Genomic DNA, 23,635 nt, shown 5'->3' on the forward strand with positions numbered 1-23,635 from the left:
CCATGGATATTCCACAGGGAGACCAGAATGTCCGACACCACCCATACCCAAGACGCCCGGGCCACCCACGGCTCCGGCGGCACGCATCACATCAACAAACCGCTCTTCGCCATCACCGGCGGCTTCATCGCGCTGTTCTGCCTCGTGGCCCTCTACGACCTCGACCTGCTGTCGGGCATGGTCGACGCCAGCTTCGCGGTCTCGGCCAAGTATTTCGGCCTCTACTGGCAACTCCTGCTGCTGGCCACGTTCCTGATCGGCCTGGTGCTGATCGTCCTGCCCGGCAGCCGGGCGATCATGGGCAACCTCAGCACGCCCGAATTCCCCGTCTTTCAATGGGGCGCCATGATCATGTGCACGCTTCTGGCAGGCGGCGGCGTCTTCTGGGCGGCGGGCGAGCCCATGGCCCACTTCCTGTCGACACCCCCCTATTTCGGCGCCGAAAGCGCCACGGCAGAAGTCGTCGCCCCCGCGCTGGCGCAAAGCTTCATGCACTGGGGTTTCCTCGCCTGGGCCATCCTCGGCGCGCTGACCACGGTGATGCTGATGCATTACCACTACGAAAAGGGCCTGCCCATGGCCCCGCGCACCCTGCTCTACCCGCTCTTCGGGGATGCGGCCATCAAAGGCCCCATCGGCCTCATCGCCGACGCATCGTGCATCATCGCCGTGGTCGCAGGCACCGTCGGCCCCATCGGCTTCCTGGGGCTGCAGGTCAGCTACGGCCTCAACGCGCTCTTCGGCCTCCCCGACACGTTCGGCACGCAAGCCGCCGTCATCCTCGGCCTCGTCCTGATCTACACCCTCTCGGCGGCCACGGGCCTGTCGAAAGGCATCCAGATTCTCAGCCGCTTCAACGTGATCCTCGCAGCTCTCCTCCTGCTCTTCATCCTGGTCGCAGGCCCCACCGGCTTCATCTTTCAAAGCTTCTTCAGCGGCATGACCACCTACATCACCGATTTCTTCGGCATGGCGCTCTATCGCGGCGAGGCCGGCGTCTTCGGCGATCCGAGCTGGCTCGGCTGGTGGACCGTGTTCTTCTGGGGCTGGTTTTTGGGCTACGGCCCGCTCATGGCCATGTTCATCGCCCGCATCAGCCGCGGCCGCTCGATCCGCTCGATCGTCATCATGCTGTCGATCGTCGCCCCCATCGTGACCTGCTTCTGGTTCACCATCGTCGGCGGCACCGGCATCAGCGCCGAGCTTAACAACCAGGGCGCCATCTCCAGCGCGTTCGAAGGCTTCAACCTGCCCGCCGCCCTGCTGGCGATCACCCAGTCGCTGCCCGCAGGCTTCATCGTCTCGGTCCTCTTCCTGATCCTGACGACGGTCTTCGTGGCCACCACGGGCGACTCGATGACCTACGTGATCTCGGTCGCCATGTCGAACGAGGATATCCCCTCGCTTCCCGTCCGCATCTTCTGGGGCATCGCCATGGGCGTGATGGCCCTGATCCTGATCTACACCGGCTCGGGCGGCATCTCGAAACTGCAAAGCTTCATCGTCGTCACCGCCGTTCCGGTGTCGCTGGTGCTGCTGCCCTCGCTCTGGGACGCGCTGCGCATCACGCTTGCCAAGGGACGCGAGGCGAACTGACACAATCGTGGGGCGGTCCTTGGACGGATCGCCCCAACGCCCCTATCATCGGCATTGAAGGAGCCGGCATGGACCAAGCGGCACAGAAAACGATCCAGCCCCGTGACCCCAACACGGTCATGACGCTGGCCCGTCTCGGCGCCGCGCACCAGACCCGGCTCTCCTTCATGCGCCAGCTTCTGCGACGCCTCGTGCGCGACGACTGGACCATCGCCCAAACAGTGTTCGACATCGACGCGGCCGGCGTCGGTCACGCCGTCTACACCGCCCAAGGCCCCGAGCACGCCTATTCCCTCATCGCCTTCGCCCATGACCTGCCGGCCGACCAACGCTCGGACCGCGTCATCGCCACCGCCTGGGACGCCACCTTCACCCTCTTCGACGGCATCCCCACCGAGGCCGACATCGCCCGCCTGCGCGACAACGTCCCAAAACAGGAAGCGGGCCGCATCTCCGACCGCGAGCTGTCCCTCTCCCGCGCCAACCGCTCGGTCCGCCTCTGGGACCACGTCGTCGACGCCCTCAGCGCAGGCCACCAACCGGACGAAGAACAAGTCCGCGCCGTCGGCTACCTGATGCGCACCACGGCGGTCTACGGCTCGGGCAAGTTCGGCGCGGCGGACCGCGAACAGACCCGCCACCGCCCCGAATGCGCTGGCCCGTTCCAGATCGAGATGCTGTCCGTGTACCTCACCCGCTGCTTCGTCATGGACCTTGTCGACCACATGGCCCGCGCCCGCGCGCCTGAAACAGCCGTGCCACTCGACCCCGCCCTGCGCCGCCGCTTCGGCATCGGCAATTCCACCGGCCTCGGCATGGCGCCCTTCCTCGTGAACCACCCGGCCCTCCTCAACGCCTGGGTCGCCTCCCGCGAAGAGGCGCTGGCCCGCGTCCGCTCGGACCCCACCGCGCCCGAGACCACAGCGCAGGACTTCCGCCGCTTCGCCGCCCGCGCGCAAATCCACGTCGAGGGCTGGCACTCCGCCCACCCCATGCAGATCCAGAAATGCACCGACCTGCGCTCGGACATGGCCGCGCTCATGGCGCATCTGGACACGGCAGACCTGACCACCGACCAGCCCTGGAACCGCCTCTGGCTCTGGGGCGAGGCGCACCTGTCGCTCGAAGGCCAGGAACAGCTCGCCTCACTTCTGCTGGAACCCTACGGCGACCTCGTCGACCCGCTCACCACCTGCATGGCCGCCGACGAACAACTCACCTTCCCCATCGACGGCACCATGTCCACGGACCGCCTGCGGCAGATCATCGAGGACGTCTACGCGTGGGCGCTCGGCCTCGACTGGACCGCCCCCAAGGCGCAGGCCCGCGTCTGGTACACGTCCCAGGCCAAGCTTGAACCGCGCCTGGGCGAACGCGCGCTGGAACCGATCGAGCCCTACGAACAGCCCCTCGGCCCCGGCCGCGACGCCGTGCTGGCACATGCCGCGCTCAAGGACGCGCCCCAGGCCACCGTCGCCGAATTCCTGCTGGCCCACCCCCAGCATCGCCACATCGCCCGCCGCGCCCAGATCGCCGCCCGCCTGCCCTATGCCGAGATCCGCGACAACACGCTCGCCGCCGACATGCTGCCCGTCGACATGCTGCGGCTCAAGCTCAGCTTCTTCGGCGCCTGCCATTTCGATCCCCGCTCGGACCGCTGGCTACGCATCAACATGTTCCAGCACGCCCCCTTCCCGCACGAGTTGGCTGAAACGGGCGACGACTGGACCCTCCCGCCTCTGCCAGGGGGCCGGCAATGACGTGGTCCCTCAACGAAATCGAGGCGCTGGCCAGAAAGGCCACCCGCGGCGCCGGATACCCCTGGGGCCTGGCCGAGGAAGCCGGCCGCGCCGCCCGCTGGACCTGCGCGGCAGGCTGGCCCGGGGCCCTGGCCCTGGCCGATGTCCTGACCCGCAACGATGCTGCCCCCGCCGCCACGCTTGGCCCGCAGGCTCTGGGCAAGGCATGGACCGCCTCGGGCGGCCTGCTCTGCCCTATCGTCACCGGCGCGACGCTCTGCGATCTGGCCGCCGACTGGGCCGCGGGCCGCAGCGTCACGCTTGGCCCCGTCGCCTGGCCGCTCTTGCTGGTCCCCTATATGGTTTGGGCCGCCGACCGCACCGGCGCGCCTCTGTCTCTGCAGTGGCAAGGCTGCACGATCACCCGGGCAGACGGCAAGACGCTCCTCGATGACCCCGGCGCCGCCCTCGATTGTGCCGAAACCGACACCGTGCATCTCTCCACCACCGAGGCCCGCGCCGGCACCGTCCTCACCCGGCTCTACCGGGCCACACCAATGCCACAGGCCGTTGCCATCCTCGACACCTTCGCCCAGCGCACCTATGCGCCGGAAACCGAGGCCAGCCGCCTCACGGGCGCCGGCGCCGGTCTCGTCGACAACGACTGACCGCCAGAAAATTCTACGAATTTTCCCGGGCACCAGGCTGATCCACCGCGCCCCGGAAAATTCGCAGAATTTTCTGGGGCGGGCCGCTCAGCGGGCCGACACCCAATCCACCGACCACGCGAACGGATCGTCCGGCACCCGGCGTTCGACCGCCGGCTGGTTGTCCTGGAACCACGCCATGTAAGCCCTCGGCAGCGGTTCGATGCCCACATCCTCAAGGAAATGGCCACCATTGCCAAAGGCCATGCGGAAGCCGCGCAGCATCCGCGCGCCGGGGCCCGACGGCCTCTGCAGATCCGCGTGGATGTATCGCGCCGACAACAGGTTCGGCAGGCCCTGCCGCGCGTAGTCGCTCCGCGCGCGCTGGTGGCCCGAGACCACCCCCCGCGGCAGCACCGCGTATTGCACCGTCGCCCGGAAGGCGAAATCATCGTCCCGGAACGTCACCGGCATCATCCCCTGCCCACCCGAGAATTCCGCCGGCCCGATCGCCAGCTCCCGCACGTGACCGTCGCCGCCCACGCGCGCCACCTCGAACCCGGTCAGAACCACCGTGTCGGTCGCGCGCATCCCGGGGAGGGTCAGCCTGCACTGCCCCCGGCATTCCCGCGCCTGCACCGTCCGGATCGACACCCCCTGCGGCAAGGGCACCAGCCAGGCGAACCCGTCGATGTAATCGCCACCATCACCGTCCTCGAACGCGATATCGAACAGCTCGGCGCGTTGCAGCAGACGGAGACGCTGCACCTTGTGCCCGCCGCGATTGTTGAACCGCCAGCCCTGCAAGGCATATGCCTGCCCGCGCCGCAGGCAGCCATCGGGCTGGTCGCGGCTGGCAAAGGACACCGGCCCCTGAAGCGCGCGATGCGAGAAGGTCGCGCGGCCCGTGGACGCTTCCATGTAGATACGGCAGGCCGGCGCCACCGCCTGGGCCGCCCGGCAGGCCGCATGGCTGCACGGCGCATCCTGCGCGTCGGCGCGCCCGGCGACCAGGCTGCCGAGGATCAGCACGGTCAGCGCCGCGATGTGAAATCGGTGGGGGAGTGTCATCGGAAATACCTCTCTGAAACCACGCCGGCGATCCGCCGCGTCTCGTGACGGGGACGAACGCGACTCGCCTCCCTGCATGGGTCGGGCCGCCCGGAAGAAAGGTTCATAAAGGGATCACATCGCCGACCGGCGCGTTTATCCGCGCCTTTCCGTCTCACCGCACCGACGCGATACCACTCGGATACCGACGCGATACCGACGTCGATTTTGCGATGATCAGATCGTTAAACTTTCGCGCGTCAGCCCGCCTCGGCGAGCCGCGCCACGTAGCGCGCCAGCGTGTCGATCTCCAGGTTCACCTGGTCGCCCACGGCCACCCGGCCCCATGTCGTGACCTGCTTGGTATGCGGGATGAAATTGATGCCGAAAACCGCGCCCTCGACCTCGTTCACCGTCAGCGAGGTGCCGTTCAGCGCCACCGATCCCTTGGGCGCGATAAACTTGGCCAGCGCCTCGGGCGCCCGCAGTTTCACCCGCGTGCTGTCGCCTTCATCCTCGACGGCAACGACCTCGGCCAGCCCATCCACATGGCCCGAAACGATATGTCCGCCCAGTTCATCTCCGACGCGTAAGGACCTCTCAAGATTGACTTTTCTGCCCTCGCTCCACGTGTCGAGATTGGTCTTCGACAGCGTCTCGGCGGACACGTCCACGTCGAACCAGTCCGGCCCCTTGTCCACCACCGTCAGGCACACGCCGTCGCACGCGATCGAGGCCCCCATGTCGACGCCCGACATGTCATAGCCGGTGCCGATCCGCGCCCGCAGATCGCCGCGCTTTTCCAGCCCGCGTATCTCGCCCATATCCGTGATGATCCCGGTGAACATGGCAGTCTCCCTGTGGTCCTGGTCCGGGTTACCGGCCCAGCCCGCACAAGGCAAGAACCGGCCCAGCGTCCCGGGCCTTAATTTCGTCTAAATGCTGGTCTATTAAGGTCGAAAATATTAAACGCAGTCATGCGTGACAGAGGCAGAAGGGTATGAGTTCAGCAACCGGCGACAACCGGGTCTTCTTGTTTTTGCAAGGTCCCCACGGACCTTTCTTTTCCAAACTCGGGCAGATGCTGCGCCGCGCCGGGGCCGAGGTCTGGCGCGTGGGCTTCAACGCCGGCGACGCGGCCTTCTGGCGCGACCGCCACAGCTACATTCCCTTCACCGGCACGGCCGACGAATGGCGCGGCTTTTTCCGGGCGCTGGTCCGCGACAGGGACGTCACCGACCTCGTGCTTTACGGCGATACCCGCATGATCCACGCCCAGGCGGTCGAGGAGGCCCGGCAGGCGGGCCTGACCATCCATGTCTTCGAAGAAGGCTATCTGCGTCCCTATTGGGTCACCTACGAGCGTGGCGGCTCCAACGGCCACTCGCGCCTGATGGAGATGGGCGTGGACGACATGCGCAAGGCGCTGGAAAACTCCGACATGGACACCGCCCTGCCCCCCGCGTCGTGGGGCGACATGCGCCAGCACATCTTCTACGGGGCGGCCTATCACGGCTGCGTGCTGCTGTTCAATCGCAAGTACCGCAACTTTCGCCCCCATCGCGCCCTGACCGTGCGCCAGGAATTTGCCTTGTACCTCAAGCGTTTGATCCTGATGCCCTTTCAGGCCATCGACCGCCGCCTCGCGACATGGCGCATCCGCCACGGCGGTTTTCCCTATCACCTGGCCTTGCTGCAACTGGAACATGACTCTTCGTTCCAGAAACACTCGCCCTTCGACACGATGACCGAATTCCTCGAAACGGTGACAGAGAATTTCGCCATGGGCGCGCCCAAACACCACCATCTCGTGGTCAAGGCCCACCCGCTAGAGGATGGCCGCACGCCCATTCGCGCCACCCTGCGCCGTCTGGCGCGCGAGCACGGCATATTCGACCGGGTGCATTACGTGCGCGGCGGCAAACTGGCGCGCCTGCTGAACGAGGCCCGCAGCGCCGTCACCGTAAATTCAACCGCCGCCCAACAGGTGCTCTGGCGCGGAATTCCGCTCAAGACCTTCGGCGAAGCGGTCTACGCCAAGCCCGAATTCGTCTCGACCAAACCCCTGCGCGATTTCTTCGCGGGCGCCGAGCGGCCCGACCGCAAGGCTTACGGCGACTATCGCCGTTACCTGCTTGAAACCAGCCAGGTCGCGGGGGGCTTTTACTCTGCCAACGGCCGCCGCCAGCTTCTGCGGCAGGCCGTGGACATGATGCTCAGCCCGGACGATCCCTACGATGCCCTGGTCACGGGCACCGCGGCACCAAGGCAACAGTTGCAGGCCGTCACCTGAAGGTCTGTCTGTAAGGCACTGGATTTTCTGACCGCTTCACGCTACGGTCCCTGAAAAAACCGAGGCAGAAAAACAGGTCGAGGAGACCGGGCAGTGAAAATCCAATCCAAACGATGGGCGAAGTCCGTCGCGATATTGCTCGTTGTGAGCATGGTCGCTTCATGCACCTTCCTCCCCCGCTCCGGGCCAAGCAAGCGTCAGATCTACTCCGGTTCTGTACAACGCTCCGGCGACGCCTTCGTGGTGTCCGTCAATGATCGCGTCACACGGGCAACCGCCGTGCAACCGGCGCTCGGCTTCACCGAGGACTTCAAGAACGCGGGCCTTGTCGGCTCCGACACGATCCGTCCCGGCGACACGCTTGGCCTGACGATCTGGGAAAACGTCGACGACGGTCTTCTGGCCGGCGAAGGCGCGAACCAGACCCTGCTGGAAGAGGTGCAGGTCGACGGTGCCGGCTTTATCTTCGTGCCCTACGCGGGCCGCATCCGCGCCGCCGGCAACACGCCCGAGGCCATCCGGCGCATCATCACATCCAAGCTCGACGAGCAAACCCCCGACCCGCAAGTCGAGGTGCGGCGCCTTGCCGGCGACGGCGCGACCGTGTCCCTGGTTGGCGCCGTCGGCGCCCAGGGCGTCTATCCGATCGAACGTCCGACCCGCACGCTGTCGACCATGCTTGCCGCCGCAGGCGGCGTCACCATCGAACCCGAGATCGCGCAGGTGACGGTGATCCGCGGCAACATGCGATCCAAGGTCTGGTTCCAGGATCTCTTTCGCCACCCCGGATTCGACATCGCCCTGCGCGGCGGCGACCGCGTGCTGGTCGAGGAAGACACCCGCGCCTTCACCGCGCTCGGCGCCACCGGCGGCCAGGCCCGCGTGCCCTTCCCGTCGCCCACCATCTCGGCGATCGAGGCCCTCGCCCAGGTCGGCGGTCTTCAGGCCAACGCGGCCGACCCCACCGGCGTTTTCGTTCTGCGCAACGAACCGGCGGAAATCGCCAACCAGGTGCTCGGACGCAACGACCTTATCGGCGCACAGCGGCTGGTCTACGTGCTGGACCTCACCCAGCCCAACGGCATGTTCATGGCGCGCGACTTCGCCATCCGCGACGACGACACGCTCTACGTGACCGAAGCCCCCTTCACCCAGTGGAGCAAGGTCATCGGCGCGCTCACCGGCACGCTCGGCGCGGTCGGATCCATCTCGACCGCAAGTGATACCCTCAGCGGAAACTGATGATCGAACAAAACCCTTCGGAACCCGCCGGGAGCGACTACGCCCGGCGGGTTTTCTATTTCAACGCAGGCTTTCTGCGTCAGAAACGTATTCGACGTATCCTCGACCTCGCCGGCCTTCCCCTGAAACTGGGCAAGCCGGGCCCCGAAGACCTCATCGCGGTCTGGGGCCGGTCCCCCTACGCCGCGCGGGGCGAGGCCGTAGCAGCCCGAACCGGTGCCGGGCTGATCCGCGTCGAGGATGCCTTTCTGCGATCCCTGCATCCGGGCCGCGCGGGCGAGCCACCGCTGGGCATTCTGATCGACCGTACGGGCGTGCATTTCGACAGCAGCGCGCCCTCCGATCTGGAAAAACTCCTCGCCACGCATCCGCTTGACGACACCGCCCTGATGGACCGTGCCCGTGGCTGCATCGCCCGCATGGCCGAGGCGCACCTGACCAAGTACACCGCCTTCGATCCTGCGGCGCCCTGTCCCGATCCGGGCTATGTGCTGGTGCTCGACCAGACCCGTGGCGACGCGTCGGTGACCCATGGCAGAGCCGACGCCAACACGTTTCGCGAAATGCTCTATCATGCACAGGCGGACAATCCTGGCTGCCCGGTGTTGATCAAGACACATCCCGAGACGGCTCAGGGTCATCGCGAAGGTTATTTCGGACCGGACGATACCAGCGACCGCGTAACGCTCTTTTCCAGCGCGGTCAGCCCGTGGGCCTTGATGGAAGGCGCAGTGGCGGTCTACGCGGTGACCTCGCAACTTGGATTCGAGGCGATGTTTGCCGGACACAAACCCCACGTCTTCGGACAGCCATTCTATGCCGGCTGGGGCTTGACCGAGGACCGGCATCCGCATGCCCTGCCCCGGCGTGGGCGCAATCTTTCCCGCGCTCAGCTCTTTGCCGCGGCAATGCTGCTCTATCCCACGTGGTACGATCCGCATCGCGACTGCCTTTGCGAACTGGAAGACGCAATTTCCATTCTCGAGGCCCGCACCAACGCGTGGCGCCAGGACCGCGACGGCTGGGTGGCCTCGGGGATGCGCCTGTGGAAACGCAAGCCGCTCCAGCAGATCTTCGGCGCGGAAAAACGCATAATCTTCAAGGATGATCCCGCCCGCGCCGCCGAGGTTGCCGCCGCAACCGGGCGCACGCATATGTGCTGGGCGAGCAAGGCACCTGCCGATGTACCTGTCATTCGGCTCGAGGACGGCTTCCTGCGCTCGCGCGGTCTGGGTGCGGAACTGGTGCCTCCGCTGTCGCTCGTCTGCGACGATCTCGGGATCTACTACGATCCCACGCGCGAAAGCCGGCTTGAGCGCTGGATCGCCCGGCGCAGCACCTTGCGCCCCGATCAGGACCTGCGCGCAGAACGCCTGATCAAGCACCTCGTTTCCCTGGGGCTGAGCAAGTACAATCTCGGGCTGCCCGTTCCGGACCTGCCCGAGGGACCACGCGTGCTCGTTCCAGGCCAGGTCGAGGATGATGCATCGATCCGCACCGGCGCTCACCAGATCATCACCAACCTCGCGCTGCTGGAGGCCGCTCATGCCGCCTATCCCGACGCGATCCTGCTCTACAAGCCGCATCCCGACGTCGAAAGCGGTCTTCGCGACGGAACAGTTCCGCAGGCCGAACTGGAAAGGCTGGGTGCGGTCGTCCTGCCGCACACCGACCCCGCGGGGCTGCTGACGCAGGTCCAACGGGTTTTCGCGATGACATCGCTTCTGGGGTTTGAGGCCCTGTTGCGAAACGTGCCCGTCACGACCACCGGCGCACCCTTTTACGCCGGTTGGGGCCTGACTCAGGATCTTGGGCAGGTCCCCGCCCGCCGCGCCGCGCGGCCCACGCTGAACGGCCTTGTGCATGCAGCGCTCATCGACTACCCGCGCTATTTCGACCCTGTCACCGGGCAACCCTGCCCTGTCGAGGTTGTCCTGGATCGCCTGGCCGCGGGCGATATTCCCCATCCCGGCCCCGCCAACCGATTGCTCTTCAAGCTGCAAGGCGTCTTTGCCTCTTACGCTGGGCTCTGGCGGTGACATTTCGCACCGGCGTCCCATATTGAGACCGACACAACAGAGGTAGCGCCGCATGGACCGGAACAGCGATTTCACCCAACGTGCCGTCGTGCACGCCGCAAGCGAAGACTGGGTGGCGTCACCCATGCCCGGCGTCGATCGCCGTATTCTCGACCGCATCGGCGACGAAGTGGCCCGCGCCACCTCGATCGTCCGCTATGCCCCGGGCAGCGCGTTCTCGCCTCATGTCCATACCGGCGGCGAAGAGTTTCTGGTGCTGGAGGGCGTCTTCTCTGACGAACACAGCGATTTTCCAGAAGGCAGCTATATCCGGAACCCGCCGGAATCATCGCACACGCCGGGATCCGGGCCGGGCTGCACCATCCTCGTGAAGCTGTGGCAGTTCGACCTTGCCGACCGCACCCATGTGCGCGTTGACACCAACAAAATGCGCTATCTGCCCGATCGTGACGCTGTCGAGATCGTGCCGCTATTCTCTGACGGGCGCGAGGACGTCGCCATTGAACGCTGGGCGCCTGACGCGACCGTGTCGCTCGACGCGCCGAACGGGCTGGAGTTGCTGGTGCTCGACGGAGGCTTTGTCGAGCGCGACGAGACATTCGAGCGCCTCAGCTGGCTACGGCTGCCAAAGGGCGCATCGAGCAGCGCGGAGGTTGGCCCGACCGGCGCGCGCGTCTGGATCAAGCGGGACCATCTGCGCGAAACACCCGTCGGCCCCAAGCCATAGCGTGCCCGGCTCACGTCTCAGGCTTCTGACCTGGGCAACCACCGCAAGGTATCTTGGTCACTCGCCGTAGGGCACCCACACCGTTTTCACTTCGGTCGCCGCCTCTAGGAAGGCGCGGCAATCGGTCGGATCGTACCAATCCCGCGCGTGGCCGTTCGTGACCCATGTTCGCTTGAGATTTGCCGCGCTTTCGCGCTCGATGACCTCGGACAGATCGGCCGAGGCAAAGCTCCATACCGCCTCGATATCCGCATGTCCGGCCATGTGCGGCGCAAGATCCGCAACCGGCCCGACCAGAACATTCGCCACGCCCGCCGGGACATCCGAGGTTTCCAGCACCTGCACAAATTCCATCGCGGCCATCGGGAACGGCTCGGAGGCCACGAGTACGGCGCGATTTCCCATAGCCATCGCAGCGCCCAGAACCGAAACGACCCCCAGAAGCGGCGCCTCGTCCGGGCAGAACGCCCCGATCACGCCGACCGGCTCTCTCAGGGCCAACGCCATGCCTCGTATCGGCACGTTCACAGCCTCGCCGGCGAACTTGTCGGCCCGGGCGGCCCAGGTGAACAACCTGTCGACGCTGGCCTCGACCTCCGCCGCGCCGCCGCGACGGCCGGTCATGGCATTCAGCAGCCTGGCAAAGTCGTCCGCACGTGCTGACAGGTTCTCGGCCATGTAATAAAGGATTTGCGCCCGACCATGACCATTGGTCCGCGCCCATCCCGCGGCTGCGCGTGCCGCCTCCACCGCGTTGCGGACATCCTTGCGGTTTGCGACCGGCACCTGCCCCAGCGGCTTGCCGGACTTGCCGTAGACGACGCGGGAGTATCCCCCGTCGGGCCGCGCCTGCTTGCCCCCGATATAGAGCTTCGGGGTCCGGTCCATGCCCTCGACCGCGCCGCTGCCCGCAAAGCCCGCCCCCGGGCCGAGCCTCTTCGGCTTGGCCGCAGGCCGAAGATATGCATCCAGCCCCGCCCAGCCGCCTTCACGTCCGAACCCGCTTTCCCGCACACCTCCGAAGGGCGCCGCGGCATCGAACATGTTGGCGCCGTTCACCCAGATGACACCGGCCTCCAGCCTGGGCGCCACACCCAACGCAAGGCTCAGGTTCTCGGACCAGACCGATGCCGCCAGACCGTAGCGCGTGTTGTTGGCGAGCGTCACGGCCTCATCGGGTGTTCTGAACGTCGTCGACACCAGGACCGGGCCAAAGATTTCGTCCTGCATCAGGTCGTCGGACGGCGCCAGCCCGGTGATCAGTGTCGGCGGGAAATACGCGCCCTCCTCCGGCATTTCCACCGCCGGCGAGAATCGTTCACCCGCCTCGCTGCGATCCAGAATCTCCCGCACCCGCGCGACCTGCACCGGATCGACCATCGCGCCCACGTCGATGCACTTGTCGAGCGGGTTGCCTACCCGCAGCTTGCCCATACGCTCCCGAAGCCGCGCATTGAAATCCTCGGCAATCCCCTCCTGCACCAGCAGGCGCGAGCCCGCGCAACAGACCTGGCCGCCGTTGAACCAGATGGCATCGACAAGCCCTTCGATGGCGCTGTCGACATCGGCATCGTCAAAGACGAGGTAGGGACTCTTGCCGCCCAGCTCCAGCGTCAGCGCCTTGCCCTGCCCGGCCGTCAGTTCGCGGATGCGGCGGCCTACGGCGGTGGACCCGGTGAACGCCACCTTGTCGATGTCGGTATGACCAACCACCATCTCGCCAACCGCGCCATCCCCGGTCACGATGTTGACCACCCCATCGGGCAGCCCGGCCTGCCTGCACATATCCGCGAACAGCAGCGCCGTCAGGGAGGTCCACTCGGCCGGTTTCAGAACCACGGTATTGCCGGCCGCCAGCGCCGGCGCCACCTTCCAGGCCAGCATCAGCAAAGGGAAATTCCACGGAATAACTTGCCCGCAAACCCCATGCGCGCGCACTTTGGGCCGCTCTGCATCCATCAACTGCGCCAAACCGGCGTGATGATAGAAATGCCGGTGCACGAGAGGGATGTCGATGTCCCGGCTTTCGCGGATCGGCTTCCCATTGTCCAAGGTCTCGAGCACCGCGAAAAGCCGCGCGTTCTTCTGCACCAGCCGTGCCAGCGCGTAGAGGTAGCGGGCCCGCCCCGGCCCGCCCAGTCCTTCCCACCTGCGCTGCGCGTTGCGCGCCGCAGCAACCGCGTCGTCCACGTCTTGTGCAGTTGCCTGCGTCAGGGTTGCCAGCACCTCGCCACTGGCCGGGTTGCGCGCTTCGAACCCCTCTCCGGGCGCGGTGAAATCACCGCCGATGAAATGCCCTAAGCGATCCCCCTGATCCACCAGCCATGCATAGGCCTCGGCGGCGCTTTCCGGCGCCGGGCCGTATTCCATGCTATCGAAAATCTCTTTGACGCTCATCGTACCATCGTTCATCCAAGACCGTGCCGCCACCCTGCCGAATACCGGCCTGTCACGTGATGCTCCAACTGCCGCTCGATATCGCCCAACAGGGACGAAGCTCCGAACCGGAAAAGGTCTGGCCGCAGCCATCGTTCCCCAAGTTCCTCCTTGATCATGGCGAGGTACACCAACGCGTCCTTCGCCTTGGAAATCCCTCCCGCGGGCTTGTAACCGACACGAAATCCGGTCGCCGCGTGGTAGGACCGGACCGCGCGCAGCATCACCAGCGTCACCGGCAGCGTCGCGTTCACGCTTTCCTTTCCGGTAGACGTCTTGATGAAATCCGCACCCGCCATCATGCAGACCAGCGACGCGCGCGCGACGTTGCGCAGACTGCCCAGCTCTCCGGTTGCAAGAATGGCCTTCACATGGGCCGCACCGCAAGCGTCCCGAAAGCTGCGCATTTCCTGGTAGAGTGCCTGCCAGTCACCGTTCAGCACGTGCCGCCGCGAGATGACGATATCGATTTCGTCAGCGCCTTCGGCGACACTCGCCTCGATCTCTGCCACGCGAAGGTGGAAGGGCGACAAACCCGCCGGAAAGCCCGTGGAGACCGCCGCCACCGGGATGCCGCTGCCTTCCAATGCCGCTTTCGCGGGCGCGATCATGTCGTGGTAGACACAGACCGCACCGACCGTCAGACCTGACATGTCCAGCGCGTGCAACAGATCTTCCCGGACCGGCCGCCGGGCTTTGGCACACAGGCGCGAGACCCGGCCGACCGTGTCGTCGCCCGCCAGCGTGGTCAGATCAATGCAGCTGATCGCACGGCAGAGCCACGCCGCCTGGTAGTCGTTCTTCACCGAGCGCCGCCCCCAAAGCGTAGATGCCCGACGCTCGATGGCAGAGGTATTGGCCCGCACGCCGGCAACGCGATCGAGGTCAAGCGGCATGCCCTCGTTGCGTGGCTCCGCCGCTATCGGCAAGTGCAGGGGCGCGGTGTCGGTCCGGGTCGTCATGGATACCGTGAAAGCAGGAAACTCACTCGTGAATCGTCGCACGCGCGTGGGGGGATGGCAAGCTGAAGCCTGACACTGGCCCTGCACGTTTTCTGCACGACTGGACGGTCACGCGCTGCACGTTCAGCCGATAGCCTGTCCGAGTGAACCGGACAGGCCAAAGGAGAGAAATATGTCTCGCGCCCTACTGATCGACCCCCAGCCCCGTCGCCGCAGACAAAGCCGGCGCAACGCGCTTTTATGCGCGCTCGGCCTTGCCATCCTGTCGGGTCTTGCCCTGACCGGCGCGGCTTCGGACGGACCGGGGGCACGACAGGGCTTTTCCGCGCCCGATCAATCGCCTAGCTTCATGCCGGAAACGGTACGCCTGCGGACGCCTCAATGAGCCATATCCTGATTGTCGACGACGACCCGCAAATCCGCGATGTGCTGCGGATCGCGCTGAAGAAAGCCGGTCATGCGGTCACCGAAGCGGGTGACGGTGCCGAGGGGCTGGCCAAGGCCCGAAACGGCAAGGCCGATTTGATCGTGTTGGATATAGGCCTGCCCGAAATGGACGGTCTGGAACTGTGCCGCCGGTTGAGGGCGGAGCACCAGACGCCCGTGCTGTTCCTGACGGCGCGTGACGAGGAAATCGACCGCGTGCTCGGCTTCGAACTCGGCGGCGACGACTATGTGACCAAACCATTTTCGCCGCGTGAACTGGTGGCCCGCATCCGCGCCATCCTGAAGCGCACGGAAACGGGCCCGGTCCCCGACGCCGCTCAACTGCTCAGCCACGGCGGATTGCGCCTCGATCCGGGGCGGCATCTGTGCAACTTCGGCGCGCAGGCCATCGCGCTTACCGCGAGAGAGATGGAACTTCTCGCGCATCTCATGGCCCGGCCCGATCACATCGCGACCAAGGCGCAGCTCACCGATGCGGTCTACGGCCCGACTATTCATGTTTCCGACCGTACGCTCGACAGTCACCTGCGCAACCTCCGGGCCAAGCTGGCGGATGCCGGATGCAAGAATGCGATCGAAACGGTGCACGGTGTGGGCATCCGAATGGGCGCATGTCAGCCGGCATGAAGCGACGCATTCGCCAGAAATGGCGCCCGCCGCTGTCGCTGGTGATCGGCGGCACCCTGTCGGCCGTTCTGGTTCTGCCGGTCATCGCGATCGGCTATTTCAAGGTTGCGGGCTTTATCCTTGGCTGGGGCGAGACAACGCTTCTGATCGGCACGCTGGCGGTGGTCGTCACGCTGTTGTTGGCGTTTCTCTTATGGCGCCTGGTTCTGCGGCCTGTCTATGCCCTCACCGCCCACGCCAAGGCTGTGAAGGACGGGCGCGACGATGCGCCCTTGCCCGAGCATTTCGGAACGCCCGAACTGACGGCATTGGGGCAAGCGGTTCTGGACATGGGCAGCACGCTTCAGGACCGCGAGGCGGGCCTGAGAGCCTACACTAACCACGTCACACACGAGCTGAAATCGCCGCTCACCAGCCTGATCGGCGCGACCGAGCTTCTTGAAGAGGACATGCCCCAAGAAGATCGCGCAAAGCTTACCGAAACGATCCGTACGTCCGCGTTGAAGATGCAGGTGCTTCTGGAAGCGCTGCGTCGCCTGGCCTCTGCCCGCGATCCGATGGGACGCGGCCCGACGAGATTGTCACAGGCCATTGACGTCCTGGACACCGGCCTTTCGGTCGAGCTTCGGCATGATCGCGAGGTGCCACTGGACCGGCATGCACTACAGGCCATCTTGACGCATCTTGCCCAGAATGCAGCGGCCCATGGCTCCCGAACTCTGACCGTCGCGGGCACCCCCTCGGGGTTTACCGTGCAGGACGACGGACCAGGCATCGCGATTGGCAACCGGGCCCGCATTTTCGAGCCGTTCTTCACGACGCGTCGGACACAAGGCGGCACTGGTATGGGTTTGGCCATCGTACAGACGATGCTGCGCGCCGCGAAGGGCGACATCGCCTTGGCGCCCCAACAACAGGGCGCGTGTTTCGAAATTACCTTCGAGTGATCGACCGGGCGTCAAAGCGTTTCGCCTTTATACTGAGGCATCGACCAAAGGCGAAACGCCTTAGTGCAGCGCGTCGTATTTCGCGCGTTCGCGCAAGACCAGAACCGCCGCACAACTCGACAATCGCGATATCCCGGGGCGATCCGACAGGTATTTCTGGTTCGGCTCGTCGCGCGCCAACGCGGCGCGGCGCAGGGTCATGATCCGGGCGCGCGGGCTGTTCAGAAACTGTTCCTGCGCGATGACTTTCTCGTATGGGCTGTCAAGGCGGGTCACCCCGTAAAACCCCCCTGTCAGCGCAAACAAAGTTACCGCACATGCGCCCGTATCCTTGGGGCACGCGGTGCGGCAAAGGTCGGCAATCGGGCGTGTTGACAGATCCGTCAGCACCCATTCTTCCACGGCCTGCCGCCACCGGTTTCGTGCCGAAACGTCGCCAAAGCCGAACCCCAGTGCCAGGAATTGCGCCATGCCCAACGTCTCCGGGTCGTCGGCACTGATCACTTGCTCGCCGAGCCCGACCATGTGGCGCAACGCTGCCATTCCGTCCGCTTGCGGTTCGGGGATGTCCGCCAGAAAAGCCAGGTAGGGTCGCATTTCGGGCAGAATCGTTTCGCTTGCCAATAGCTTTTCACGCATTGTCCGCGAGCCGTACAGCGCGGCAATCCGCGTTGGGTACTCCGTCGCCTGGCGCTCACCGGCTTGCCAAAGGGCGAAATGCGTCTGTAACTGCAGAAAGGGTTTTCGCGATCGCAGGAACATTTCTGCCAGCCGGTTACCGCGCTTGGCCTCGACTGCAAGCCAGCTACGCCCGAAACGCGACTTGTCGGACATGTCTCGGAACAGCGCACGCCGCTCCTGCGGTGCAAGCCCCATGCGGTAGGGCGACGGCCCGCGATCCATCGTTTCTATCCGGGCGAGCAAGATGCGGGCATCCGCATGCCCCTCTTGCGCCAGTTCCGCAAGTCTCGGCAGACTGCCGGCATCGTCGCCGGACAGCCAAAGTGCCACGGTCTCGTCGAAGACCGCCTGCGCCGTTGCCGCGCCGGCGCAAAGCCAGCCTGCCAGAATTGCCCCGCACAGTCCCCTGATCATTGCCGGCCCCTCCTCTGCCGGATCGTCGTCAAGACTCTAGAACCCCGGGCGGGGACCTTGCAATCCAGACATGCAAAACATCCGATCCAAGCGCCCGCTGTTCGACAAGATCGAACCGCTGCGCACCATCAAGTCGGTCGAGGCCCAGCGCTCCGATGCCGGGTAAACCTTCCGCTCCCATGGCAAATCCGGCCGTGATGCCGGCCATCCGGTCCACCAGACCGTCGGCCAGCAGCGATGCCGCCAAGGCACTGCCTCCCTCGCAGAAAATCCTTGTCAGGCCGCGCTTTCCCAGTTCCTCCATGACCGACGTCATGTCCAACTGTCGCCCCGACAGACCGCAAGGCACCATCTCGGCACCCAGTCCGCGCCACGCCTCTATCAGATTTGCGTCTGCGTCCGGGCCGTGGCACATCCAGACCGGCACCTGTGACGCCGTACGGGCCAATGTCGACATCAAAGGTACGTCCAGCCTGCGCGAGACGACCACGCGGATCGGCTGGTGTTCGACACCCAGGTCCCGCACCGTGAGCGATGGGTCGTCCGCACGGGCCGTGCCCGCCCCGACCATGACAGCATCGTGTCTCGACCGCGCGGAATGGACCCATCGGCGCGCGCTTGCCCCGGTGATCCATTGACTGTGGCCGCTGGCGGTCGCGATGCGACCGTCGAACGAGGTGGCCAGCTTTAACGTCACTTCCGGGCGCCCCCGGGTCATCCGGCTTAGAAAGCCCCCCAGGTCATAACGCGCCTCGGTGGCGCAAGACCCGATCTCGACCGAGATGCCGGCCGCGCGCAGCGCCGCGAAACCGCGCCCGGACACACGGGGGTCCGGATCTCCGATCGCAACGACGACCCTCTGAATTCCGGCCGCGATAATGGCGTCGGCACAGGGTGGGGTCCGCCCGTGATGCGCGCAGGGTTCCAGACTGACATAGGCGGTTGCACCGCGCGCCGTCGGCCCCGCCTGATCCAACGCAACGCGCTCTGCATGAGGCCGCCCGCCGAGCCCGGTATTGCCGCGCCCGACGATTCTGCCGTCCTTGACGATAACGCATCCCACGGCCGGATTGGGCCACGTTCGCCCCAATCCGCGACGTCCGAGACCGAGTGCCAGCCGGAGATAGCGGATGTCCGCCGCGCTCACGACTCGCCGGGCTCTTCCACCACGCCGGGCCGCAACTCGCTCACGAACTTGTCGAAATCGTCCGCGGCCTGGAAGTTCTTGTAGACGCTGGCAAAGCGCACATATGCCACCGTGTCGATCCGGGCCAGACTTTCCATGACGATCTCGCCCACTGTCTTGGAGGGAATATCGGTCTCGCCCAGGGATTCCAGCCGCCGGACGATGCCGGAAATCATCTGCTCTACCCGCTCCGGTTCGACGGGTCGTTTCTGCAACGCGATCCGGATCGAACGTTCCAGCTTGTCGCGGTCGAAATCCTCGCGCCGGCCATTGGTCTTCACCACCACCAGGTCGCGCAGCTGCACACGTTCATAGGTGGTGAACCGCCCGCCACAAGCCGGGCAAAATCGCCGCCGCCGGATCGAAACATGATCCTCTGCGGGGCGTGAATCCTTCACTTGGGTGTCGATATTTCCGCAAAACGGGCAGCGCATCGGCCGGTCCCCTTTTCTTCTCTGCCTCTGACGGTCATGGGTCTGAAGCCCAGTTATCCACAGCCACTATAGGACAGCCGCAAAGTTTTGGGTAGAGGGCATTTGCAGCCGCAACATCAAGCGCTATTTCATATCCATTGGGCTGCGACAAAGCGTCTTTGGAACGCGATCATGCTGCACCCGTTGCCACGGCAGAGATCACCCAATCACTGAACGAGAAGGATTTTCATGACCCGCAGGACCCTCTTCATCACCGGCGCCTCAACAGGCATCGGCGCCGAAACCGCCCGCAAGGCCGTCGCCGCCGGCTGGACTGTGGCGCTCTTTGCGCGCAGCAAGGACAAACTCGACTCCCTCGTAGAAGAGCTTGGCACGGATCACGCTCTTGCGCTGCCCGGCGATGTCACCGATTTCGAGGAACTTAAAGCCGCCGTCGACGCCGCCGCCGATCATTTCGGTGGCCTCGATGCGACGTTCGCCAATGCCGGTCGCGGCCTCGACACGGCAGGCGTCGAGAAAGGTGACCCGGACGAGTGGCGCGTCATGCTCGATCTCAACATCAACGGGCTGCTCTACACCGTCAAGGCCGCCTATCCGCACCTGAAAAAAGCCAAGGGACACGCGGTCCTGACCGGCTCGGTCGCCGGCAAGATCAACCTGCCCGGTTCGATCTACGGCGCGTCCAAATGGTTCGTGCAGGGCTTTGCCGGCAATCTCAGCGAGGAGATGCGTGAATGGGGCGGTCGCTGCACGGTCATCTGCCCCGGCATGGTCGACACGCCGTTCTTCGACGAGGCAAAGCCCGACAAGCTGAAGCCCGAGGATATCGCGAATGCCGTGGTCTACGCCATTGAACAGCCCGAGCGCGCGGATGTGCGCGAGATGGTGATCATGCCCACCGGCTGAGCCTCAGGATAGATGCGCCGCCACTTTGCGTGTGTGCGGCGCATCGCGATGCTCGAAGACGTAGATGCCTTGCCAGGTGCCCAGTGCGAGCCGACCCGCGCCAACCGGAATCGACAGGCTCACCGGCATCATCGCCGCCTTGATGTGCGCGGGCATGTCATCGGGTCCTTCATTGGTATGGTTCAGGTACGCCATGGCCGGATCATTCGTCGGCGGCACCAGTCGCGCGAAGTAGCTGCGCAAGTCGGTCTGCACCTCCGGGTCGGCATTTTCCTGAATCAGAAGGCTGGCGGACGTGTGACGGATGAAGAGCGTCAAAAGCCCGCTCTGCACGCCCTGGTCCGCCACCCAGTCGCACACGTCCGGGGTGAATTCGTAAAGGCCTTGACCCCGCGTCTCGATCGTAAACGCTCTTTGCATGTCTGCGGTATACCCGTGTCAGCCGAATTCCGCCAGTGAGGGACGGTCAGGAACAAGGGTCGCGCCTGTCGCGTTTCTTTAATGGACGGAAAAGGAGGAACCAAATGTCTATCGGACGAGTAACCGAAATTTCCGCGACATCGAAAGAAAGCTTCGATGATGCCGTCAAGCAGGGCATTCAGCGCGCGTCCAAGACGCTGCGCAATATCGAGAGCGCGTGGATCAAGGATTCGAACGTCAGCGTGTCAAATGGAAACGTGTCGGAGTTCCGAGTGAACCTCGCCGTGACCTTCCTGCTGGACGACTAATGCCAATGCGGGAACGGCGGGTCTACTTGCTGGACTTGCCGAATTTGTAACCGAACCGACGCAATGGCCCCCTTGACCGTAAAGCCAAGGGGGCCTTGTCAATCGAAGCTTGTCTGTTCCTCGACGATCCGCCAGCGCGGGTCGTTCAATACCAGAAATCCTGTTGGTCTGCGACGATCATAAGCAATGGCTGCGGATCGACTTCGTCCGCCAGCGGCTCAACCTCTTCCGCTGTCAGTATGCTCCCCCGGTGACCTACCGAATTCGAAACGGGTGGATCCAGGTCAATCCAGATCATGTCTTCCATACCGTCGCCGCTTTCCGCTCCCGACACGGCAACCAAGGTAAAAGTGTCGGCGCTCTCGTTCACGCGGTCTGACATCGGAAAATCTCCTTTAAAGGTCGCAAGAACAGGTCTCTGGCATGAGACGCCCTGCACCCTCGCACGGTTCAAATTCCGTCAAAGATTTCCGCCTGTCGGAAATCAGGCCTCGACAGCCCGCCCTATTGATCCAGGAACGACCGCAGCTTGCGCGACCGGCTCGGGTGCTTCAGCTTGCGCAGCGCCTTGGCCTCGATCTGGCGGATACGTTCCCGCGTGACCGAGAATTGCTGGCCCACTTCCTCCAGCGTGTGGTCAGTGTTCATCCCGATGCCGAAGCGCATCCGCAGAACGCGTTCCTCGCGCGGGGTCAGGCTGGACAAGACCCGTGTCGTGGTTTCCTTCAGGTTGTCCTGAATGGCGGAATCCAGCGGCAGGATCACGTTCTTGTCCTCGATGAAATCGCCCAGCTGGCTGTCTTCCTCGTCGCCGATGGGCGTTTCGAGGCTGATCGGCTCCTTGGCGATCTTCATCACCTTGCGAACCTTCTCCAGCGGCATCTGCAACTTCTCGGCCAGTTCCTCCGGCGTCGGCTCGCGGCCGATCTCGTGCAACATCTGGCGACCCGTGCGGACCAGCTTGTTGATCGTCTCGATCATATGAACCGGGATGCGGATGGTACGGGCCTGGTCGGCAATCGACCGAGTAATGGCCTGCCGGATCCACCAGGTGGCGTATGTCGAGAACTTGTAGCCCCGGCGATACTCGAACTTGTCCACGGCCTTCATCAGGCCGATATTGCCTTCCTGGATCAGGTCCAGGAATTGCAGGCCCCGGTTGGTGTATTTCTTGGCGATCGAGATCACCAGCCGCAGGTTGGCCTCGACCATTTCCTTCTTGGCCTGTCGGGCTTCCTTCTCGCCCTTCTGAACCTGGTTTACGATGCGGCGGAACTCGCTGATATCCAGCCCCACATACTGACCCACCTGCGCCATGTCTGCGCGCAGTTCTTCCACCTTCTCGGGGCTGCGCTCCATGAACATTTTCCAGCCACGGCCGTCTTTCTGGGCCATGTCTTCCAGCCAGTTCGGGTCAAGCTCGCGGCCCCGATACTCGTCAACGAATTCCTTGCGGTTGATGCGGGCCTGGTCGGCCAGCTTCACCATCGCCGAGTCGATCTGCATGATCCGGCGGTTGATGCCGTAAAGCTGGTCGATCAGCGCCTCGATCCGGTTGTTGTGAAGGTGCAGCGAGTTCACCAGTTCCACGATCTCCGACCGCAGCTCCTGATAGGTCTGCTCCTGCTTGTCGGTGAACGAGCCGTCCTCGTTCAGCGTTGCCGAGATACGGCTGTCCTGCATCTCGCTCAGCTTTTCGTAATACGAAGCGATCCGGTCCAGCGTTTCCAGCACGCGCGGCTTGAGCGTGGCCTCCATAGCCGCGAGGCTCATGTTGGCCTGTTCTTCCTCGTCCTCGTCATCGTCACTGGCGATGGGGTTGCCGTCGGCATCAAGCTCCGGTTCGTCCTTGCTCTCGGACTTGTCGTTGGGGGCGCTGGACATGTTGGCGGCCTCGACGACGGTCTCGTCGCCCTCGCCGTCGCCAATCTGATTGCCGAACGTGGTCTCAAGGTCGATCACGTCGCGCAACAAAATATCTTCGCCCAGAAGCTCGTCGCGCCAGATGGTGATGGCCTGGAAAGTCAGCGGGCTTTCGCACAGACCGGCGATCATCGTGTTGCGCCCGGCCTCGATCCGCTTGGCGATGGCAATCTCGCCCTCACGGCTCAGAAGTTCGACGGAACCCATCTCGCGCAGGTACATGCGCACCGGATCATCGGTACGATCCAGCTTTTCGTCTTTGCCCGAGCCGAGTGCCACTTCGCCCTTCTTGCCAATTTCGGCAACGGCGGTGGTCTTCTGCTCTTCTTCCTCGGCTTCCTCGTCCTCGATGATGTTGATACCCATCTCGCTGAGCATCGACATCACATCCTCGATCTGCTCGCTCGAGACCTGATCGGGCGGCAGCACCTTGTTGAGCTGATCGTAGGTGATAAAGCCGCGTTCGCGCGCCTCGCCGATCATCTTCTTGACCGCCGCCTGGCTCATGTCGAGCGAGATTTCGGCGTCCTGTTCCTCGGTCTTCTGATCGTCGTCGGTGTCCTTGGCGGCCATTCAGCTCTCCTGGTCCCAATAGGGTGAAGGTGATTCGC

22 protein-coding genes are annotated in these 23,635 nt (G+C 64.6%); 12 read left to right on the forward strand and 10 right to left on the reverse strand.

Annotated features, from left to right (window positions below; all coding sequences use genetic code 11):
- Positions 1 to 27 precede the first annotated feature (27 nt).
- The 3 genes from ACQY4V_RS11775 to ACQY4V_RS11785 all read left to right on the forward strand — a co-directional run bounded on the left by ACQY4V_RS11775 (position 28) and on the right by ACQY4V_RS11785 (position 4,003).
- A complete protein-coding gene (locus tag ACQY4V_RS11775) occupies positions 28 to 1,596 on the forward strand; it encodes a BCCT family transporter (protein ID WP_428511891.1) in 1,569 nt (522 codons plus the stop codon).
- Between the two features lie 68 nt (positions 1,597 to 1,664).
- Entirely contained in the window at positions 1,665 to 3,356 is a 1,692-nt protein-coding gene (locus ACQY4V_RS11780; RefSeq protein WP_428511893.1) for a hypothetical protein, read from the forward strand.
- On the forward strand, positions 3,353 to 4,003 hold the full coding sequence (locus tag ACQY4V_RS11785) for a DUF3726 domain-containing protein (RefSeq protein ID WP_428511895.1): 651 nt from the start codon (positions 3,353 to 3,355) through the stop codon (positions 4,001 to 4,003). Before ACQY4V_RS11780 ends, ACQY4V_RS11785 begins: the two co-directional genes overlap by 4 nt.
- 87 nt (positions 4,004 to 4,090) lie before the next feature.
- Here ACQY4V_RS11785 and ACQY4V_RS11790 read toward each other — a convergent pair whose 3' ends face one another.
- Positions 4,091 to 5,053, reverse strand: a complete 963-nt coding sequence (locus tag ACQY4V_RS11790; protein ID WP_428511897.1) for a hypothetical protein — start codon at positions 5,051 to 5,053, stop codon at positions 4,091 to 4,093.
- Positions 5,054 to 5,292: 239 nt separating this feature from the next.
- Positions 5,293 to 5,880 carry a riboflavin synthase gene (locus ACQY4V_RS11795; RefSeq protein ID WP_428511899.1) on the reverse strand — a complete coding sequence of 196 codons (588 nt, stop codon included), beginning with the start codon at positions 5,878 to 5,880 and terminating at the stop codon, positions 5,293 to 5,295.
- A gap of 152 nt (positions 5,881 to 6,032) precedes the next feature.
- Between ACQY4V_RS11795 and ACQY4V_RS11800 the strand changes: the two genes are divergently transcribed.
- The 4 genes from ACQY4V_RS11800 (at position 6,033) to ACQY4V_RS11815 (ending at position 11,333) form a co-directional block, all read left to right on the forward strand.
- Positions 6,033 to 7,325 (forward strand): capsule biosynthesis protein, encoded by a 1,293-nt coding sequence (locus ACQY4V_RS11800; protein WP_428511901.1) that lies wholly within the window; start codon positions 6,033 to 6,035, stop codon positions 7,323 to 7,325.
- Positions 7,326 to 7,475: 150 nt separating this feature from the next.
- Entirely contained in the window at positions 7,476 to 8,567 is a 1,092-nt protein-coding gene (locus tag ACQY4V_RS11805) for a polysaccharide biosynthesis/export family protein (RefSeq protein WP_428511903.1), read from the forward strand.
- Positions 8,567 to 10,606: a capsular polysaccharide biosynthesis protein gene (locus ACQY4V_RS11810; protein ID WP_428511905.1), complete on the forward strand. Its 2,040-nt coding sequence runs from the start codon at positions 8,567 to 8,569 to the stop codon at positions 10,604 to 10,606. Before ACQY4V_RS11805 ends, ACQY4V_RS11810 begins: the two co-directional genes overlap by 1 nt.
- 52 nt (positions 10,607 to 10,658) lie before the next feature.
- On the forward strand, positions 10,659 to 11,333 hold the full coding sequence (locus ACQY4V_RS11815; protein WP_428511907.1) for a cupin domain-containing protein: 675 nt from the start codon (positions 10,659 to 10,661) through the stop codon (positions 11,331 to 11,333).
- 57 nt (positions 11,334 to 11,390) lie between these two features.
- Here the strand turns inward: ACQY4V_RS11815 and ACQY4V_RS11820 are convergent, their stop codons facing one another.
- Both ACQY4V_RS11820 and deoC read right to left on the reverse strand, forming a co-directional pair.
- The gene (locus ACQY4V_RS11820; RefSeq protein WP_428511909.1) at positions 11,391 to 13,730 is read right to left on the reverse strand and encodes an aldehyde dehydrogenase family protein; all 2,340 of its coding nucleotides are present in this window, start codon (positions 13,728 to 13,730) and stop codon (positions 11,391 to 11,393) included.
- 11 nt (positions 13,731 to 13,741) lie between these two features.
- Complete coding sequence (deoC, locus tag ACQY4V_RS11825; RefSeq protein ID WP_428511911.1) at positions 13,742 to 14,731, reverse strand: deoxyribose-phosphate aldolase; 990 nt, start codon at positions 14,729 to 14,731, stop codon at positions 13,742 to 13,744.
- Positions 14,732 to 14,903: 172 nt separating this feature from the next.
- Between deoC and ACQY4V_RS11830 the strand changes: the two genes are divergently transcribed.
- The 3 genes from ACQY4V_RS11830 to ACQY4V_RS11840 are packed head-to-tail and all read left to right on the forward strand — an operon-like array spanning position 14,904 to position 16,752.
- The gene (locus ACQY4V_RS11830; protein WP_428511913.1) at positions 14,904 to 15,116 is read left to right on the forward strand and encodes a hypothetical protein; all 213 of its coding nucleotides are present in this window, start codon (positions 14,904 to 14,906) and stop codon (positions 15,114 to 15,116) included.
- Positions 15,113 to 15,805: a response regulator transcription factor gene (locus ACQY4V_RS11835; protein ID WP_428511915.1), complete on the forward strand. Its 693-nt coding sequence runs from the start codon at positions 15,113 to 15,115 to the stop codon at positions 15,803 to 15,805. The genes ACQY4V_RS11830 and ACQY4V_RS11835 overlap by 4 nt, the downstream gene beginning before the upstream one ends.
- Positions 15,802 to 16,752: a sensor histidine kinase gene (locus ACQY4V_RS11840; RefSeq protein ID WP_428511917.1), complete on the forward strand. Its 951-nt coding sequence runs from the start codon at positions 15,802 to 15,804 to the stop codon at positions 16,750 to 16,752. Before ACQY4V_RS11835 ends, ACQY4V_RS11840 begins: the two co-directional genes overlap by 4 nt.
- A 60-nt stretch (positions 16,753 to 16,812) precedes the next feature.
- Here the strand turns inward: ACQY4V_RS11840 and ACQY4V_RS11845 are convergent, their stop codons facing one another.
- From ACQY4V_RS11845 to nrdR, 3 genes are all read right to left on the reverse strand, one after another.
- Positions 16,813 to 17,586, reverse strand: a complete 774-nt coding sequence (locus ACQY4V_RS11845) for a hypothetical protein (protein WP_428511919.1) — start codon at positions 17,584 to 17,586, stop codon at positions 16,813 to 16,815.
- 289 nt (positions 17,587 to 17,875) lie between these two features.
- On the reverse strand, positions 17,876 to 18,994 hold the full coding sequence (ribD, locus tag ACQY4V_RS11850; RefSeq protein ID WP_428511921.1) for a bifunctional diaminohydroxyphosphoribosylaminopyrimidine deaminase/5-amino-6-(5-phosphoribosylamino)uracil reductase RibD: 1,119 nt from the start codon (positions 18,992 to 18,994) through the stop codon (positions 17,876 to 17,878).
- Positions 18,991 to 19,467 (reverse strand): transcriptional regulator NrdR, encoded by a 477-nt coding sequence (gene nrdR, locus ACQY4V_RS11855; protein WP_152493239.1) that lies wholly within the window; start codon positions 19,465 to 19,467, stop codon positions 18,991 to 18,993. Before nrdR ends, ribD begins: the two co-directional genes overlap by 4 nt.
- Positions 19,468 to 19,695: 228 nt before the next feature.
- Here nrdR and ACQY4V_RS11860 point away from each other — a divergent pair, with 228 nt between their 5' ends.
- Positions 19,696 to 20,373, forward strand: coding sequence for an SDR family oxidoreductase (locus ACQY4V_RS11860; RefSeq protein WP_428511924.1), 678 nt, complete (start codon positions 19,696 to 19,698; stop codon positions 20,371 to 20,373).
- 3 nt (positions 20,374 to 20,376) lie between these two features.
- On the opposite strand, the gene ACQY4V_RS11865 is transcribed toward ACQY4V_RS11860, so the two are convergent.
- Positions 20,377 to 20,793 carry a secondary thiamine-phosphate synthase enzyme YjbQ gene (locus ACQY4V_RS11865; protein WP_428511926.1) on the reverse strand — a complete coding sequence of 139 codons (417 nt, stop codon included), beginning with the start codon at positions 20,791 to 20,793 and terminating at the stop codon, positions 20,377 to 20,379.
- A gap of 104 nt (positions 20,794 to 20,897) precedes the next feature.
- On the opposite strand from ACQY4V_RS11865, the gene ACQY4V_RS11870 reads away from it, so the two are divergent.
- Positions 20,898 to 21,101, forward strand: a complete 204-nt coding sequence (locus tag ACQY4V_RS11870; RefSeq protein WP_152474046.1) for a dodecin family protein — start codon at positions 20,898 to 20,900, stop codon at positions 21,099 to 21,101.
- Positions 21,102 to 21,246: 145 nt separating this feature from the next.
- On the opposite strand, the gene ACQY4V_RS11875 is transcribed toward ACQY4V_RS11870, so the two are convergent.
- Positions 21,247 to 21,483, reverse strand: coding sequence for a hypothetical protein (locus ACQY4V_RS11875; protein WP_428511928.1), 237 nt, complete (start codon positions 21,481 to 21,483; stop codon positions 21,247 to 21,249).
- A 122-nt stretch (positions 21,484 to 21,605) separates the two neighbouring features.
- Positions 21,606 to 23,597 carry an RNA polymerase sigma factor RpoD gene (rpoD, locus tag ACQY4V_RS11880; RefSeq protein ID WP_428511930.1) on the reverse strand — a complete coding sequence of 664 codons (1,992 nt, stop codon included), beginning with the start codon at positions 23,595 to 23,597 and terminating at the stop codon, positions 21,606 to 21,608.
- Between the last annotated feature and the right edge of the window lie 38 nt (positions 23,598 to 23,635).

The organism is Roseovarius sp. (assembly GCF_965277045.1).
Classification (GTDB): Bacteria; Pseudomonadota; Alphaproteobacteria; order Rhodobacterales; family Rhodobacteraceae; genus Roseovarius.